Genomic DNA, 15,206 nt, shown 5'->3' on the forward strand with positions numbered 1-15,206 from the left:
CCCGGCCTCCGCGCTGGCCGGCCGGCTGGGCTCGACAGGGATGCTCGGCGAGTCCTCCGTCGCGTTCTGGGTCGCCACCGCGGTGCTGGCCACCGCACTGGCGATCAAACTGCCCACGATCATCCGGCTGTGGAAGGACCCGCTGCTGCGCGCGGTGGGCGGTCTGCTGCTGCTCGCCTGCGCGGTGTTCGTGTTCGTGACGCCGTCCACGATCGCCTGGACCAACCGGGTCACCGGCGTTCCCAACATCGCCGCCCCGCTGGTCTATTCACTGCTCACCGCGTTCTGCGCGTCGTGTCTGCTGCTGATCACCGCCTGGCGCCACGGACTGTCCGACCGCTCGGCCGTCACCCGCCGCGCGCAGCGCCGGGTGATCGCCGCGTACTCCGGGGTGATCATCGCGCTGTGGGTGCTGTTCGCGCTCGCGGACGTGCCCGTCGAGCGGCGCACCGACCTGGACACGTACTACGCCAACACCCCGTACATGCGCGAGGAGATCCTGCTCTACCTGCTCGCACACTGCACCACGGCCCTCATCACATCCCGGCTCATCTGGAACTGGGTGAGCACCGACGGACTGCTCGACTCCTGGCTGCGCTGGGGGCTGGTGTCGCTGGGTGCGGGCTACGGCACGAACCTGGTGTTCGACGCCGTCAAGCTCACCGCGGTGACGGCCCGCTGGACCGGATACGACCTGGACTGGCTGAGCACCGACGTCGCGCCGCCGGTCGCCTGCCTGTCGGCCATCCTCATCGCGGTCGGCTTCATCCTGCCGCACGTCGGCCAGTATCTGCACGACCGCTGGCGGGTCCGGCTCGCCCACAATCAACTGCGCCCGCTGTACCTGCTGATGCGCAGCGTCAAGGGGGAGGGGGTGCCCCTGCTGCTGCGGGCCCGCCCGGAGTTGCGGCTGACGCGCCGTGAGACGTTCATCCGGGACATGCTGCTGCCTCTGGGCCGCCGCATCGACGAGGACCTGCGCCGCCGGTCGTACGACGCCGCGCTCGCCCTCGGTCATCCGCCGGACAAGGCCAAGGCGCTGGCGGCGGCGGTGACGATCCTGGACGCCGTGGAGAAGCGCGCACTCCCGCGGCCCGACGAGGGCATGGCGGACACCGACGCGACGGAACTGCTCCGGGAGATCGGCCCGGTCTCCTGCGCACTGCGCCACCAGGACGCCGTCGCGGCCGTGCGCGCCCGCGCGGACGCCACGACGGCCGGCACACCGGCCCCGGGGTGAAGGGCGGCCGGGCTCAGGCACAGACGTACGGGCGGATTTCCGACGCGGAGTGGCCGAGACGAGCCGAGTCTTGGCATATTGCACGGGTGACAGCGGCGAGATGACGGAGAGCAGGGTGCGTACGACCAGGGAGATGCGTCGGCTCGCCGACACCCTCATCGGTCCCATGCGGGTCCCGGTCCCGGCGGACCCGGAGGCTCTCTTCGACGCCCTGGTCGCCTCCGTCAGTGCGTGGCGCGGCCGTGAGGTCGTCGTCCACAAGGAGGTCTTTCCCCCGCACACCGCCAGCGGACTGTGGCTGGAGCGGGAGACGCACGACCACGTGGTCGTCGACCGGCGGGCGGCCGTGTGGCACCAGATCGTCATCTTCTGTCACGAGGTGTGGCACATGAACCAGGGTGACGCCGGCGCGGCGCGCACCGACTTCAGCCTGGTCGAGGAGCAGGCGGCCGACCAGTTCGGCATGCTGATGGGCCGTCGGCTGCGCCCGTTGCTGGAGGCCTCCGCGGATTCGGTGTTCGCCGACCCCGGCGACGGCGCCCAGGGCCTGGCCGGCCGGATCGCCGCCGCTCTCAACTACCGCGGGACCGAGCGGTGAGCGGCCTGATCAACTACGTCAGCTGCGCGGCGCTGTGGCTCGGACTCGCGGTCAAGTCGCCCGATCTGGCCCGCCATTGGCGGGATCCGTACCTGCGGGCGATCTGCGCGGTGCTGGCCCTGGCCGGGCTGTGCTTCCTCCTCGGGGCCCCGCCGACGGTGGGCGCCGTCAACCGGCTCAGCGGCATCCCCAACCTGGCCGCCCCGCTGACCTATGCCGCGATCACGGCGTACAGCGCCGCCTCCCAACTCCTCGTCGTCCACTGGCGGGGCGGGCCGCGGGTGCAGCGGACCGCCCGCCGGTGGGTCGTCACCTACGCGCTGGTCCTGCTCGGCATCGCGGTCATGTTCGCGCTGGGCGACGCGCCGGTGGAACGCCGTACCGATCTGGACACCTACTACGCGACGACGCCGTTCCTCGCCGAGATGATCGTGCTGTACCTCGCCGGGCACCTCGCCGCCGCCGGTGTCACCGCGGTGTCGTCCCTGCGCTGGGCGCGCCGGGTCGACGGCCGACTGCGGGTGGGCCTGATCATGCTGGGCACGGGGGCGCTGTGCAGCGCCGGGTACAGCATCACCAAGTTCACCGCCGTGGTCGCCCGCTGGTGCGGGGCCGACTGGTCGCGGCTGGGTACGACGGCCTCCCCGGTGGCCGCCGGGCTCGGCGCGCTCCTCACCGTCACGGGCATCCTGATCCCCCTGGGCTGGCCTCTGGTGACGGAGTGGCAGCGGTCCCGACGGGCGTACGCGCGCCTGAAGCCGCTGGAGCGCGAGCTGGACGAGCTGCTCACCCGCCGCTCGCTCCGGCTGCCGCGGCCCCGCTGGGTCACGCCGGCCACCCGGCTGGTGTGGCTGCAGACCAGCATTCACAACGCGCTCGGCCATCTGGACGCCTACTTCGACCGTGACCTGTACGAGCAGGTCCGCGCGAGCGCCCTGCGGGAGACGGGCGACGCGGGACGCGCCGAGTCGGTGGCGTGGGCGGCGGTGGTCGCGGCGGCGGTCGAGGCGGAACGGCACCGGGAGCGACCCCTGGGACCGTGCGACGAGATCGACCTGCTGTCGGTCCACGCCCCCGGTCCCGCGGCGCTCGTCGACATCGCCGACGCCCTGGCCACCTCGACGCTGGTCGCGTCCGCCCGCGTCCACGACACGACCACGCCGACGGGCACCGCATGAGGCGGGCCCGGGCGACACGCGCGTCCCGCGAGGCCGCGCACCGAGCGGATGGGAGGGCGCGGCCGTGAATCTCGTCGTGTACGTGGCGGCCGGGGCTCTTGTGCTGTCCTCCGCCCTTCTGTTCCGCCGGCCCCGCACCGCCCCGTGGAACCCGCTGACCGTGTCGACGTCCGCCGCGGTCGCGCTGGGTGGTCTCGTCTTCGTCTGCTCGGCCCCGCTGACCCTGGCCACCGTCAACGACGTCACCGGCGTACCGAACTTCGGTGCGCCGCTCACGTACGGCATGCTCTCCGCGTACAGCTGCTCACTGCTCGTCCTGCTGATCCACTGGCGGGGCGGGCCGCGCGAGCGGCTACGGCGGGCGGCGCTGCACTGTGTGGCCGCCTACGGGGCGCTGATCGCCGCCATCGTCGTGCTGTTCGCGCTCGCGGACCCGCACACCGAGCGGCTGCGCGATCTCGACACGTACTACGCGAACACACCGGGCATGCGGGAGATGATCCTGCTCTATCTGCTCGGGCACAGCGCGTCGATCCTGGTGATGTGCACGATGTGCGTGAAATGGGGGCGTGAGGTCACCGGGCTGCTGCGGACCGGTCTGCGGCTGATCCTCGTCGGCGCGCTGCTGGACGCCACCGGCTTCCAGCTCACCAAGTACACGGCGGTCGTGGCCCGTTGGACGGGACACGACCTGGACTTCCTGTCCACCACCCTCGCCCCGCCGGCGGCGTCGCTCGCCGCCCTGCTGTGTTCCGCGGGCTTCGCCCTGCCCAGACTGCTGCCCGCGGTCCTCACCCAGTGGCACAGCCTCGGCGACTACCGCCGGCTCGGACCGCTGTGGTCCCAGCTCCGGTTCGCGTCCATCGCCCCCAAGCCCCCCAGCTCGTGGTGGCAGCTGCCGCAGGAACGGCTGCACTGGCGGGAGGTGTCCATCCACGACGCCCTGCTGGCACTCGCCCCGTACTTCGACGACGGCGTCCGTGAGAAGGCACGCGAGGCCGCACGGCGGGCGGGACGCGGACCGCACGAGGCACGGATCGCGGCGGAGGCCGCCATGGTCGCGGACGCCGCGCGGTGCGCCGCCGTCGGCGAGGAGCCGCCCGAGGTGCCGAGCGGCAGCCGCCTGTACGCGACGGAGGTGTCCGGGCCGAGCGGCCTGGTGGAGCTGGCGCAGGCCCTGGAAACCGTGCACACCGGGGGAACCGTGGGTGAAGGTGCGGTGAGGACCTCCCATGGCTGAACCTTCGTGGCCCGCTTCCAGCTTGCCCGGTTCGTTCCCGGATGATTCGAGGAGCCCCATGCCGCGTAGAGCCGTCGTCATCGGTGCCGGACTGGCCGGCATGCTGGCCGCCGCGGCGTTGTCCGCCTCCGTGGAGGAGGTGATCGTGCTGGAGCGCGACGACCTGCCCGACGGCCCCGAGCACCGCCGTGGGCTTCCGCAGGGGCACCATGCCCACCTGCTCATGGCCGGCGGCCTGGCCGCCATGGACGAGCTGGTGCCCGGGACGGGCATGCGTGAACGGCTGCTCGCCGCCGGTGCCCACGAAGTCGCCCTCGGCCAGGGCCTGGTGGCGCTCACTCCGGAGGGGTGGTTCCGCCGCTGGCGGCACGAGGGGCCCCGCATGCTCACCTGCAGCCGGGCGCTGCTGGACTGGGTCGTACGGGCCGCGGTGCTGGCCGGCACGGACGTGCGGATACGCAAGGCGCAGGCTCTCGGACTGATGGGGGACGCCGGCCGGGTCCGGGGGGTCCGCATATCGACGCCCGACGGTGAGCGGGAACTCGAAGCCGACTTCGTGACCGACGCCGGCGGGCGCGGGTCCCGGGTCCTGAAGTGGCTGGCGGAACTCGGCGTTTCGGGCATCCGCGAGAAGACCGTGGACGCCGGTCTCGTCAATGCCACCCGCATCTACCGCAGGCCCGCCGGGGCCGAGCTGTTTCCGTTGACACTCCTGCAGGCCGACCCCTACCGAGGGCGGCCGGGGCGCAGTGGGATGGTCCTGCCCATCGAGGGCGACCGCTGGATGGTGAGCCTCGCCGGCACCCGGGGCGGCCAACCGCCGGCCGACCCCGAGGGTTTCCTGCGGTACGCGTCGGACCTTCCCGACCCCATCGTCGGCCGGCTGATCTCCGGCGCCGAGCCCCTCACCGAGGTGCGCATCAGCCGCAGCACCAGCAACGTACGGCGCTATCTGGAGAAGGCCCGCCAGTGGCCCGACGGGTTCGTCGTCCTCGGTGACGCGGTGGCCACGTTCAACCCGGCCTACGGCCAGGGCATGTCGGTGGCCGCGCTCGGCGCCGGGGTGCTGGGCGCGGAACTGCGGCGCGGCGGGATCGGCGCGCCCGGGCTGGCCCGGCGGGTGCAGCGGGGGGTCGCCAGGTCGGTCGCGGCGGCATGGGCGATGGCGGTGGGCCAGGACGTCTGGTTCCCCCAGGTGCGGGGCGCCCGGCCGGGCGTCGCGGATCACCTCGTCACCCGGTACTCGCGCCGCATGACGAAGGCGGCCACCGGCTCCTACCGGGCGGCCGCCGCCGTCTGGGACGTGACGAGCCTCGCGACGGGACCGTCCCGTCTGCTGCGCCCGGACGCCATGCTCGCGGCCCTGACCGGCCCGCTCCTTCCGGCCCTACCCCAGCCGCCGCTGACGGCACAGGAGTGGAAGATCCTGCGGGAGCTGGACCGCGCGCGAGGGTGAACCGGTCAGCCCGCGAACGCCGGCTGGGCGACACCCTGGCCCGCACCCGGTACCACCAGCAGCGAGCCCGCCACCGGGTGCGGTGCCGAGAGCCCCGTGCGGGCCGTCGTGACGTACAGGTCGGTCAGGCCGGCGCCGCCGAACGCACAGGCGGTCGTACGAGGCGTGGGCAGGCTGATCACCCGGTCCAGCTCACCGCGGGGCGTGTACCGCCGCACCGCTCCCCCGTCCCACAGCGCCACCCATACGCACCCGTCCGCGTCGACCGTCAGCCCGTCCGGGAAGCCCGCACCCTCCTCGATCCGCACGAACGGCCGGCGGTCATGGACGCGCTCGCCGTCGTAGGCGAAGACGTCGACCCGGCGGGTCGGGCTGTCCACGTAGTACATGAGGCGCCCGTCAGGACTCCAGCCCGTGCCGTTGCTGACCGTGACGCCGGGCAGGACCGTCTCCGCCGTCCCGTCACCGGTCAGCCGGCTCAGCGTGCCGCCGCCCGCCGCCTCGTCGTACCGCATGGTGCCCGCCCACAGCGAGCCGTCCGGCGCCACCGCGGCGTCGTTCGCGCGGCGGCCGGCGACCGGCTCGTGGTGCAGCCAGCGGAAGGTGTCATCGGGGTCCAGCAGCCCGACGCCGTCCCGCAGATTGAGCACCAGGCCACCGCCCGCGCGGGGCTTGGCCGCGCCCACGTGCTGCTCCGTCGTCCGCACGGTACGACGGCCCGTGGCGGGGTCGTAGGTGTGGATGCGCATGCCCAGGATGTCGAGCCAGATCAGCCGGTCCGTCGCCGGGTCCCAGGCCGGGCCCTCGCCCAGCTCCGCCTCGGCCCGTACGGCGACCTCGTATCCGGCGCTCATGCCGCGCTCCGGTGGCCCAGCCGCTCGGACAGCTCCGCCGCGCCCTTGACGGCCAGCTGCTCCAGCTCGGCCCGGCGCTCGTCGCTCCAGCGGATCGTGGGGACCGAGATGGACAGCGCCGCGACCACCTGACCCGTGCGGTCGCGCACCGGAGCGGCCACACAGCTCACGTCCGGGTTGGACTCGCGGCTCTCCACCGCGATGCCCCGCTGCCGGATCCCCCCGAGGGCCTCGCGCAGGGCGGCCGGGTCGGTGATGCTGTTGGGGGTCATCGCGGTCAGCTCGGCGCCGTCCGGGATCCGTACCGCGAGCTCCTGTTCCGGCAGCGAGGCAAGCAGCATCTTGCCGACCGAGGTGCAGTGGGCGGGCAGACGGCGGCCGGCCGCGGAGACCATGCGGACGGCGTGCGTGGAGTCCACCTTGGCGATGTAGATGACGTCGGTGCCCTCCAGGATCGCCACGTGCACCGTCTCGTCGCAGGTCTCGGCGACCGAGCGGGCCACCTGCTGGCCCTCGGCGGAGAGGTCGAGCTGCTCGGCGTAGCGGCTGCCGAGCTGGTACGGGCGTACGCCGAGCCGGTAGCGTCCGGGCTGTCCCGGCACGGGCACGATGTACGACCGTGCGGCGAGCGTGGTGACCAGCTCGTGCACGGTGGTGCGCGGCAGCTGGAGCCTGCGCACGATGTCGGGGGCGGAGAGCGTCCCGTCCCCGTCGAGGAACAGCTCAAGAATGTCGAGAGCCCGGGTCACGGCAGGCACGAGGCGTCCCACGTCCGGCCCCCTCCTTGGATGTAAGCGCCCACTGAGAACCTCTCGTTCGAGATATCAACAGGCGATCGGCATGACGAACACAGGCTAGTCACGGGGAGGTGTACGGGCAATGGTCCGGAGCAGGCCGGGCACGATGGGGGCATGTACGTCGACTTCCAGCTGGTGCTGCTGCGTCGCATGGCCGACCACAATCCGGACCTGGTCGAGGATGCCCGGCGCCTTCTGGGCGCGTCGGTCGCGGACATGCGGGAGGCCAACAAGCGCTGGCAGGCGAGGGTCCGCTCGCCGCGACCCGGATCGGCCGCCGCCCGCTACCGGTCCGTCCTCGGCGAACCGGAGTCCGTCCTCCCGCGCCGCCTGGGCGACGTCGACTGCGAGGCCCGGCGCTGGGTTGTGCCCCTCTGGCCCGACCTGCGCTTCGAAGTGCTGGTCGGGCCGGACGGGGCGGTGTGGAACGAGTGGCTGGTGCGGGCGCCGGACGCCCCGGCGCCCCGCCTGGAGACCCTGGACGACCTCGTCCCCTGGTCCTGCACGGTCGACGAGGCCGCCCGCGCCTTCGCCCCGGCCCGCCCGCTGGAGGGCACGGCACCCACCCGGTGGGGGCTCGCCTTCACCGCGCCCGGCCCGGACGGCGTACGGCACGAGGTGGTCGCGGAGTTCACCTGGGGGCTGCTGCAGCGGACGGCCGTCATCACCTAGGGGTGTCGTTCGGATCAGGCCGGCCGTGACGAGCGACGCCGGGATGACCCCTACGACACCCCTGGATCAGTCGTCGAAGGCCGTCGCCCGAGTCCGCTTCTCCCAGGCGCCGACGTCCGCGCGGACCTGATCCAGATGGGCCAGGACGGCACTCACCCCGTCCTCGCCGAGCGGCAGCCGCAGCGGGGTGTCCTCGGCCTCCAGCGCGGCCAGGATCAGGGCGGCCGCCTTGGCCGGGTCGCCGGGCTGGCTGCCGTGGCCACCGGCGACGGCACCCCGGGTCTCGGCGACCCTGGCGTACACCCCGGTGTCGGAGCTGACCCCGGCCCGGTCGGCCTCGAACAGCGAGGTCCGGAACGCGCCCGGCTCGACGATCAGCACCTTGACGCCGTACTCCCGCACCTCGTCCGCGAGCGCCTCGGACAGGCCCTCCAGGGCGAACTTCGTCGCGCTGTACGCCCCGAAACCGGCGAAGGACATCTGGCCACCCATGCTGCTCATCTGCACGATCGCGCCGGAGCGCCGTTCCCGCATCTGCGGCAGCACCGCGCGGACGAGGGCCGCCGGGCCGAAGAAGTGCAGGTCGAACAGGGCGCGCAGCTCGTCGTCGGTGGTCTCCTCGACGGCTCCGACATGGGTGCGTCCCGCGTTGTTGACCAGCACGTCGATCCGCCCGTGCCGACCCACGACATCCCGGACCGCCTCCTCGACCGCACCCGGGTCGGCGACGTCCAGCCGCAGCGCCTCCACCTGGTCGGGATGGACGGCCACCAGGTCCCCCAGGGCCTCCGGGCGCCGGACCGCACCGACCACCACATCACCGGCGGCCACGGCCGCCTCGGTGATCGCCCGCCCGAAACCGCTGCTCGCCCCGGTCACCAGCCATACCTTGTTCATCACAACTCCCCGTACCTCTTGATTCGTTCGACACGGACCAGACTGCCGCCGGATGCTGTTGCCCGTCCAAGATCCTTGGTGATGACCATCGGCCATGACCACGGACGTCCACGAGAAGCTGTACGTCTCGCAGCCCGCGCTGAGCAAGCAGATCCGGGCGCGGCGGCACGGCTGCCGCCGCGCGGGCGCGATCAGCCACAACGGCGCCGCAGCCGCGATACGACACCTCGCTGCACCCCCGTGGGCACTACTCGGCAGCCCCCAGAATCGCCTCCACCACCCGCTCCAGCGACCCGGGATGCAGCCAGAGAAACAGATTCGGCTCCACCAGCTCCAGCTCCATCAGCCGGGGCTCCCCATCCTCTCCGTCCACGAGATCCACGCGCGCGTACAGCAACTCGGAACCACCGGGCACCACACTCAACGCCTTCTCGGCAACTGCCAGTTCGGCGTCCGTCGGCCGCCACCGCTCCAGGTCCGGATGAGCCACCTTCTCCGCGTCGTACGGCGTCCCCGGCGCAAGCACCGCACCCTTGCGGCTCGCGTGCAGCAGCCGCCCGCCGAAGAACTGCAGCACCCTCTCCCCGCTGACGTCGATGCCCCGCACATACGGCTGCACCATCGCGGTGAAGCCCTCGGCGTGCATCCGGGCGAGCTGCCCTGCGGCCTGCTCGTGCTCGGCGGGCGTGTAGCGGGCGGCGAACCGGGCGCCCGCGCCCGAGGTCGGCTTGATCACGAACTCGTGGCCGTCGGGCAGGCCGGCCGGCTCGCCCGGCGCTATGTAGCGCGTGGGGACGGTGGGCACGCCGGCCGCCGCCAGCTCGCCGAGGTAGCGCTTGTCGGTGTTCCAGCGCACCACGGACGCCGGATTGGCGAGCCGGGTGAGCGCGCCGACGCGCTCCACCCAGGCCCCGAACTCCGCGGCCCGCCAGCTGTAGTCCCAGGTGGAGCGGATGACGACGAGGTCGTAGCCGCCCCAGTCGGCGTCCGGGTCGTCCCAGTACCGGGCCTCGGCCTCGGCGCCGGCCTCGCCCAGCGCCCGCACCAGCTCCGGCAGGTCCGTGTCCTTGCCGGGCTCGGCGCCGGGGTCGTAGGTGGCGAGGGCGATGCGGGGCACGGCGGGCTCCCTGTCGTACGACGATGCGATCACGGCGAGGCTAACAACCGTCGCTGCCCGGTATGAAGTTGATCAGGCCATCGACCGCGGCTCGCGGCGTACTCGGGCGCGGTCGTCGGGAGGAGCCCGCTGGTGTAGGAAGGGTGCCGACGGTCGAGCGACAGTCCCAGAGTTAGGAGTGCGCCGCGTGTCCTCCCTCTTCCCCGCCCTGGCGGACGGCCCGGGCGAGCGCAGCGAGACGGGCGTCCCCCCGGACGAAGTCCGGGGGAGGATCGCCCTGCGGTTCGGCGAACGGTCGTTGACGTACGGCGAGCTGGCCGGTGCCGCCGGTGCGCTCGCCGCCCGGCTGCGGGGCGCCGGCCGGGTCGCCGTGTGGGCCGCCCCGGAGCTGGAGACCGCCGTCGCCGTGACGGGCGTCCTGCTCGCCGGGGCCGCCGCGGTGCCGCTGAACCCCAGGTCGGGCGAGAAGGAACTCGCGCACATCGTCTCCGACAGCGCACCGGCGCTGGTGCTGGCCGCACCGGGCACGGAACTCCCCGGCGCGCTCGACGGGCTGGAGCGGCTCGACGTCGACGCGTCCGCCCCCGCCGCCGTACCCGGCCGGACGGCCTCCGCCGGAACGGTCTCCGACGAGGATCCGGCGTTGATCGTCTACACCTCCGGTACCACCGGCCCGCCCAAGGGCGCCGTCCTGCCCCGCCGGGCCCTCGCCACCACCCTGGACGCACTCGCCGACGCCTGGCAGTGGACGGCGGACGATGTGCTGGTGCACGGGCTGCCGCTGTTCCATGTGCACGGGCTGGTGCTGGGCGTCCTGGGCCCGCTGCGGCGCGGCGGCGGCGTCCGGCACCTGGGCCGCTTCAGCACCGAGGGCGTGGCACGGGAGCTGAACACCGGCGCGACCATGCTGTTCGGGGTGCCGACGATGTACCACCGCATCGCCGAGGCCCTGCCGGCGGACCCCGAGCTGGCCGAGGCGCTGGGCCGGGCCCGGCTGCTGGTCTCCGGGTCGGCCGCGCTGCCCGTGCACGACCACGAGCGGATCGCGGCCGCGACCGGGCGACGGGTGATCGAGCGGTACGGCATGACGGAGACGCTCATGAACACCAGCGTGCGGGCCGACGGGGAGCCGCGCGCCGGGACCGTGGGCGTGCCGCTGCCCGGTGTCGAGCTGCGGCTCGTGGAGGAGGACGGCACGCCGATCACCGCGTACGACGGGGAGAGCGTCGGCGAGATCCAGGTGCGCGGGCCGAACCTGTTCACCGAGTATCTGAACCGGCCCGACGCCACGGCCGCCGCGTTCACCGCGGACGGGTTCTTCCGCACGGGTGACATGGCCGTCCGCGAGCCCGACGGCTATGTGCGGATCGTCGGGCGCAAGGCCACGGACCTGATCAAGAGCGGCGGGTACAAGATCGGGGCCGGTGAGATCGAGAACGCGTTGCTGGAGCACCCCGGGGTGCGGGAGGCGGCGGTCACCGGGGAGCCGGACGCGGACCTGGGCGAGCGGATCGTGGCCTGGATCGTCCCGGCGGACCCCCGGGCAGCGCCGGGGGCCGAGGAGTTGGCGGACCACGTGGCCCGTCGCCTCGCCCCGCACAAGCGCCCCCGCCTCGTCCGCTACCTGGACGCGCTGCCCCGCAACGACATGGGCAAGATCATGAAGCGGGCGCTGACCGATGCCTGAGCGACGCTCGGCCCGGGACATACTGACCCTGGTCGCGGACCCCGGCACCTTCACCGAACTCCCCTCACCGCCAAGGGAATGCGCACCCGACGGCCCCCTCGGCTGGCAGGGTTACGACGCCTCGCGCGCCCGCGCCGCCGCCCGCACCGGCGAGGAGGAGTCGGTCGTCTGCGGCACCGCGCGCGTCGAGGGCACCCCGGCCGTACTGATCGCCTTCGAGTTCGGCTTCCTGGGCGGCTCTCTGGGCGAACGCACCGGAGACCGCCTGGAGGCGGCGTACACCCACGCCCGCGCACACCGGCTGCCGGTCGTGCCGCTGATCGCCACCGGAGGCAGCCGCATGCAGGAGGGCATGCTCGCGCTGAGCCAGCTCCAGCGTGTGGCCCGGCAGTCGGCGCTCACCCGGGAGGCGGGACTGCCGCAGATCGCGGTGGTGCGGGACCCGACGACCGGCGGCGGCTGGGCCACGCTCGGCGCGGGCGCGGACGTCGTCCTGGCCCTGCCCGGCGCCCAGGTCGGCTTCGCCGGCTCCCGCGTCCGCCCGCCCGGCGCCGACCCGTCCGCGTACACGGCGGAGTCCCAGCTGGCGGCGGGCTCGGCGGACGCGGTGGTGGCTCCGGCGGAGCTGAAGGAGGCCCTGGGGGCATGGCTGCGCCTGCTCACCTCCCCGTCCGCCGATGCGCCTGCCCCACCACCGGCGCTGAGCGGCGCCGGCCTCCCGGCCACGGGCTGGGACGCCGTCCGGCGCGCACGTGCACCCGAACGCCCGCGCGCCCGGGCCTACTTGGACGTGTACTTCACTCACCGCCGCGCCATCAGCGGTGACCGGTGCGGCGGCACCGATCCCGACGGCATCCTCTGCGGGTTCGGGGAGCGGGACGGCCGTACCGTCGCCTACGCCGCACAGACCGGAGCGGCGACCCGCCCCGCCGGCTTCCGGACCGCGGCCCGCCTGATCCGGCTGGCGGACCGCCTCGGCATCCCGGTGCTGACGCTGGTGGACACCCCGGGCGCCGCGAACGACGCGGAGGCGGAGCGGCAGGGGGCCGGCGCGGCGATCGCGGAGGTGTTCGAGGCGGTGGCCTCGGCCCGCGTCCCCGTCACCACGCTCGTCATCGGCGAGGGCGGCTCCGGAGGAGCACTGGCGCTCGCCGCACCGGCGAACACCTGGGCCACCCCGGACAGCTACTTCTCGGTGATCGCCCCGGAACTGGCAGCGGCCATCCTCAAACGCCCGGGGCAGGAGGTGCGGACAACCGCCGACCAGCTGCGGATCCGGCCACAGGACCTGGTGGAACTGGGGGTGATCCGGGGCATCGTCTGAACGCCGCCGCCCGGCCGCAGCGCAGTTCCGGCCAGGCGTGAAAGCACCGGGACAGCTCACTTCCCGTGCGTCACAATGGACTTGATCCAGGTACAACCGCACGGGGGCAGTCGACTTCATGAACAAGCTGGTGGAGTTCACCACGGAGGACGGCGCCGTGGTCGTCGTGGAGACCGCGGACGCCGTGAGCGGAACCAAGCTCGTCTCGCGTGGCGAGGCCCCGGCGGCGCAGGCCACCCGTACCTTCGAGGCAGCCCTGGACGGCGTCCGTTCGGCGGCCCACTCCGCCCTGCGGGTCTTCCGGGACGGCGCGCTGAGCCCCGACGCCGTGGAGCTTGAATTCGGTGTGAAGCTGAGCGCGGAGGCCGGCGCGGTGATCGCCAAGGGCGCTGCGGAGGGCCAGCTGGTGGTCAGACTGAAGTGGGCGTCAGGGGCGGCGGAGCCCACGCCCCGGTCATGACGGGTACCGCCTGGCAGGCCCGGATCGAGTGCGGGGGCGTGGTGGCCGGGGCGGGCTTCCTCGTCACCCCCCGCACGGTGCTGACCTGTGCCCACGTCGTCCAGGGCGATCCGGTGACGGTGAGTTTCCCCAACCGGCCGGAGCTGGCCGGGCTGCCCGCGGCCGTGACCGTGCCCGGCGGCTGGGCGGGCGGTGCCACCGACCCCGGCGACCTCGCCGTACTGGAACTGGACCGCGACGTACCCGTGGCGCCCGCGCGGTTCGCGCCGCCCGGCGCGGAGCAGGGCAGCCCGTCCCTGCTCGCGTACGGCTTCCCCGACGGCTACGACGAGGGCGTCCTCGCCCAGTACCGCGCCGTGTCCCGGACGCTGATCGCCGACCAGTGGGTACAGCTGGAGGCCACCTCCGCGCACGGGCAGCCGCTGGCCGGCGGGTTCAGCGGGGCGGCGGTGACCCTGCCGGACGACCGGGTGGTCGGCATGGTGGCGCAGGTCGCGGGGGAGCCGGACGTCCGGGTCGGGCGGATGCTGCCCACGGAGGTCATGGCCCGCTACTGGTACGGCCTGGGCGCTCTGGTCCCCGGCCCCGGCGCCGCCTCCCCGGCCGCGACCGGGCGGCTGCACGCGCTGGTGCGGCGCGCGGAGGCCGCCGGCCTGGACTGCGATCCGGACCGGCTGTACGGGCATGCCGTGGGCCCCTTCGGACCGGACCTGCCCCCGGGCGGGTTCGGCTCGCTGCGGGCCGCCGCGGCCTATGTGCAGTGGCAGGTCGACGACCCCGAGGCGGTGCCCCGCCTCGCCCGCCGGCTGGCCGAACTGCTCGCGGGTCCGCCCGCGCCGCGCACCTCCGCCTGGTCGCCCATCGTGGTGGAGCTGGAGCGCAGTGGCGCGGGCCAGGACCAGGTCACCGTGCGGGTGTCGGCCTACCGCGACGGGCAGCGGCGCCCGGTGGACACGGGCCGGCTGCCGCGCGGTGAGGTACGGGCCTATGTGCAGCAGCGCGTCGACCGCGCCTTCGTCCACCTCGCGGAGGGCGCCGAGGCGCTGCTCGCGTTCGTCCTGCCCCGCGAGTGGCTCAACGAGCCGGTCGCGCACTGGGAGTGCGGCCCGGAGGACTCCACCCCGCTCGGCTGCGCCCATCCGCTCGTCGTCACCGACGCCACCCGGCACCGCAGTGGCCGGCTGCGCCACCACCTCGCCAAGAAGTGGCGGAGGCTGGAGACCGGGCCGACGGCCACGGCACTGCACCGGGTCGACTGCACGAGCCCGGAGCGCCCGCCCAGCCTGCGCAAGCGCCTGCGGGACGAGGACGCCGACCTGGTGGGCTACGCCGCCCCGCCCACCGCCCTGCCCGGCCACTTCGAGGCCGGTCTGAACGTCCCGGTCCCCGTGCTGCTGTGGCCGCGCACCGGCTGCGCCGACGTCGGCCACGCCCCCGCCGCCTGTGCGGGGGCCGCCTTCCTGGACGCCCTGGGCCCGGCCGTGCGGGGCGTCCCGGCCGCCGAACTCCCGCGCCGGATCAGGTCCCTGCGGGAGGAGGCGGCGGCCGACGACGCCCCCGACCGGCACTGGGCGAAGGACATCCAACTGCTGTGGGACGACCCCCACTGCTTCCCCGAGCCCGCCGCCGGCCTGCACTCCCCCGTCGCCTGAACCGAGCACCGCACCCGATGGAGAAGAAGGACCC

At 73.8% G+C, this 15,206-nt stretch carries 14 protein-coding genes; 10 read left to right on the forward strand and 4 right to left on the reverse strand.

The window, feature by feature from the left end; translation table 11 throughout:
* The first annotated feature begins 40 nt into the window (after window positions 1-40).
* From ACIGXP_RS25305 to ACIGXP_RS25325, 5 genes are all read left to right on the forward strand, one after another.
* Complete coding sequence (locus ACIGXP_RS25305) at window positions 41-1,240, forward strand: MAB_1171c family putative transporter (protein ID WP_363215733.1); 1,200 nt, start codon at window positions 41-43, stop codon at window positions 1,238-1,240.
* Window positions 1,241-1,355: 115 nt separating this feature from the next.
* Window positions 1,356-1,838: a toxin gene (locus ACIGXP_RS25310; RefSeq protein ID WP_399771785.1), complete on the forward strand. Its 483-nt coding sequence runs from the start codon at window positions 1,356-1,358 to the stop codon at window positions 1,836-1,838.
* Complete coding sequence (locus tag ACIGXP_RS25315; protein ID WP_399771789.1) at window positions 1,835-3,016, forward strand: MAB_1171c family putative transporter; 1,182 nt, start codon at window positions 1,835-1,837, stop codon at window positions 3,014-3,016. Before ACIGXP_RS25310 ends, ACIGXP_RS25315 begins: the two co-directional genes overlap by 4 nt.
* Before the next feature lie 64 nt (window positions 3,017-3,080).
* Complete coding sequence (locus ACIGXP_RS25320; RefSeq protein ID WP_363215720.1) at window positions 3,081-4,256, forward strand: MAB_1171c family putative transporter; 1,176 nt, start codon at window positions 3,081-3,083, stop codon at window positions 4,254-4,256.
* 58 nt (window positions 4,257-4,314) lie between these two features.
* Window positions 4,315-5,712 (forward strand): NAD(P)/FAD-dependent oxidoreductase, encoded by a 1,398-nt coding sequence (locus ACIGXP_RS25325; RefSeq protein WP_399771793.1) that lies wholly within the window; start codon window positions 4,315-4,317, stop codon window positions 5,710-5,712.
* 5 nt (window positions 5,713-5,717) lie between these two features.
* Here ACIGXP_RS25325 and ACIGXP_RS25330 read toward each other — a convergent pair whose 3' ends face one another.
* The gene (locus tag ACIGXP_RS25330) at window positions 5,718-6,566 is read right to left on the reverse strand and encodes an SMP-30/gluconolactonase/LRE family protein (RefSeq protein WP_399771796.1); all 849 of its coding nucleotides are present in this window, start codon (window positions 6,564-6,566) and stop codon (window positions 5,718-5,720) included.
* Window positions 6,563-7,336 carry an IclR family transcriptional regulator gene (locus ACIGXP_RS25335; RefSeq protein ID WP_399771798.1) on the reverse strand — a complete coding sequence of 258 codons (774 nt, stop codon included), beginning with the start codon at window positions 7,334-7,336 and terminating at the stop codon, window positions 6,563-6,565. The genes ACIGXP_RS25330 and ACIGXP_RS25335 overlap by 4 nt, the downstream gene beginning before the upstream one ends.
* A 141-nt stretch (window positions 7,337-7,477) precedes the next feature.
* Here ACIGXP_RS25335 and ACIGXP_RS25340 point away from each other — a divergent pair, with 141 nt between their 5' ends.
* Window positions 7,478-8,035, forward strand: a complete 558-nt coding sequence (locus tag ACIGXP_RS25340; RefSeq protein ID WP_399771801.1) for a hypothetical protein — start codon at window positions 7,478-7,480, stop codon at window positions 8,033-8,035.
* A gap of 66 nt (window positions 8,036-8,101) precedes the next feature.
* On the opposite strand, the gene ACIGXP_RS25345 is transcribed toward ACIGXP_RS25340, so the two are convergent.
* Window positions 8,102-8,932, reverse strand: coding sequence for an oxidoreductase (locus tag ACIGXP_RS25345; protein WP_399771803.1), 831 nt, complete (start codon window positions 8,930-8,932; stop codon window positions 8,102-8,104).
* Window positions 8,933-9,179: 247 nt separating this feature from the next.
* Complete coding sequence (locus ACIGXP_RS25350; RefSeq protein ID WP_399771806.1) at window positions 9,180-10,049, reverse strand: RimK family alpha-L-glutamate ligase; 870 nt, start codon at window positions 10,047-10,049, stop codon at window positions 9,180-9,182.
* A 187-nt stretch (window positions 10,050-10,236) separates the two neighbouring features.
* On the opposite strand from ACIGXP_RS25350, the gene ACIGXP_RS25355 reads away from it, so the two are divergent.
* The 4 genes from ACIGXP_RS25355 (at window position 10,237) to ACIGXP_RS25370 (ending at window position 15,172) form a co-directional block, all read left to right on the forward strand.
* Window positions 10,237-11,736: an acyl-CoA synthetase gene (locus ACIGXP_RS25355; RefSeq protein WP_399771809.1), complete on the forward strand. Its 1,500-nt coding sequence runs from the start codon at window positions 10,237-10,239 to the stop codon at window positions 11,734-11,736.
* Window positions 11,729-13,060, forward strand: coding sequence for a carboxyl transferase domain-containing protein (locus ACIGXP_RS25360; RefSeq protein ID WP_399771812.1), 1,332 nt, complete (start codon window positions 11,729-11,731; stop codon window positions 13,058-13,060). The genes ACIGXP_RS25355 and ACIGXP_RS25360 overlap by 8 nt, the downstream gene beginning before the upstream one ends.
* Window positions 13,061-13,178: 118 nt before the next feature.
* The gene (locus ACIGXP_RS25365; RefSeq protein WP_363215712.1) at window positions 13,179-13,520 is read left to right on the forward strand and encodes a CU044_2847 family protein; all 342 of its coding nucleotides are present in this window, start codon (window positions 13,179-13,181) and stop codon (window positions 13,518-13,520) included.
* Window positions 13,517-15,172, forward strand: coding sequence for a trypsin-like peptidase domain-containing protein (locus ACIGXP_RS25370; RefSeq protein ID WP_399771816.1), 1,656 nt, complete (start codon window positions 13,517-13,519; stop codon window positions 15,170-15,172). Before ACIGXP_RS25365 ends, ACIGXP_RS25370 begins: the two co-directional genes overlap by 4 nt.
* The last annotated feature ends 34 nt before the right edge of the window (window positions 15,173-15,206 follow it).

It is taken from the genome of Streptomyces sp. NPDC053069 (assembly GCF_044546895.1).
Lineage (GTDB): Bacteria > Actinomycetota > Actinomycetes > Streptomycetales > Streptomycetaceae > Streptomyces.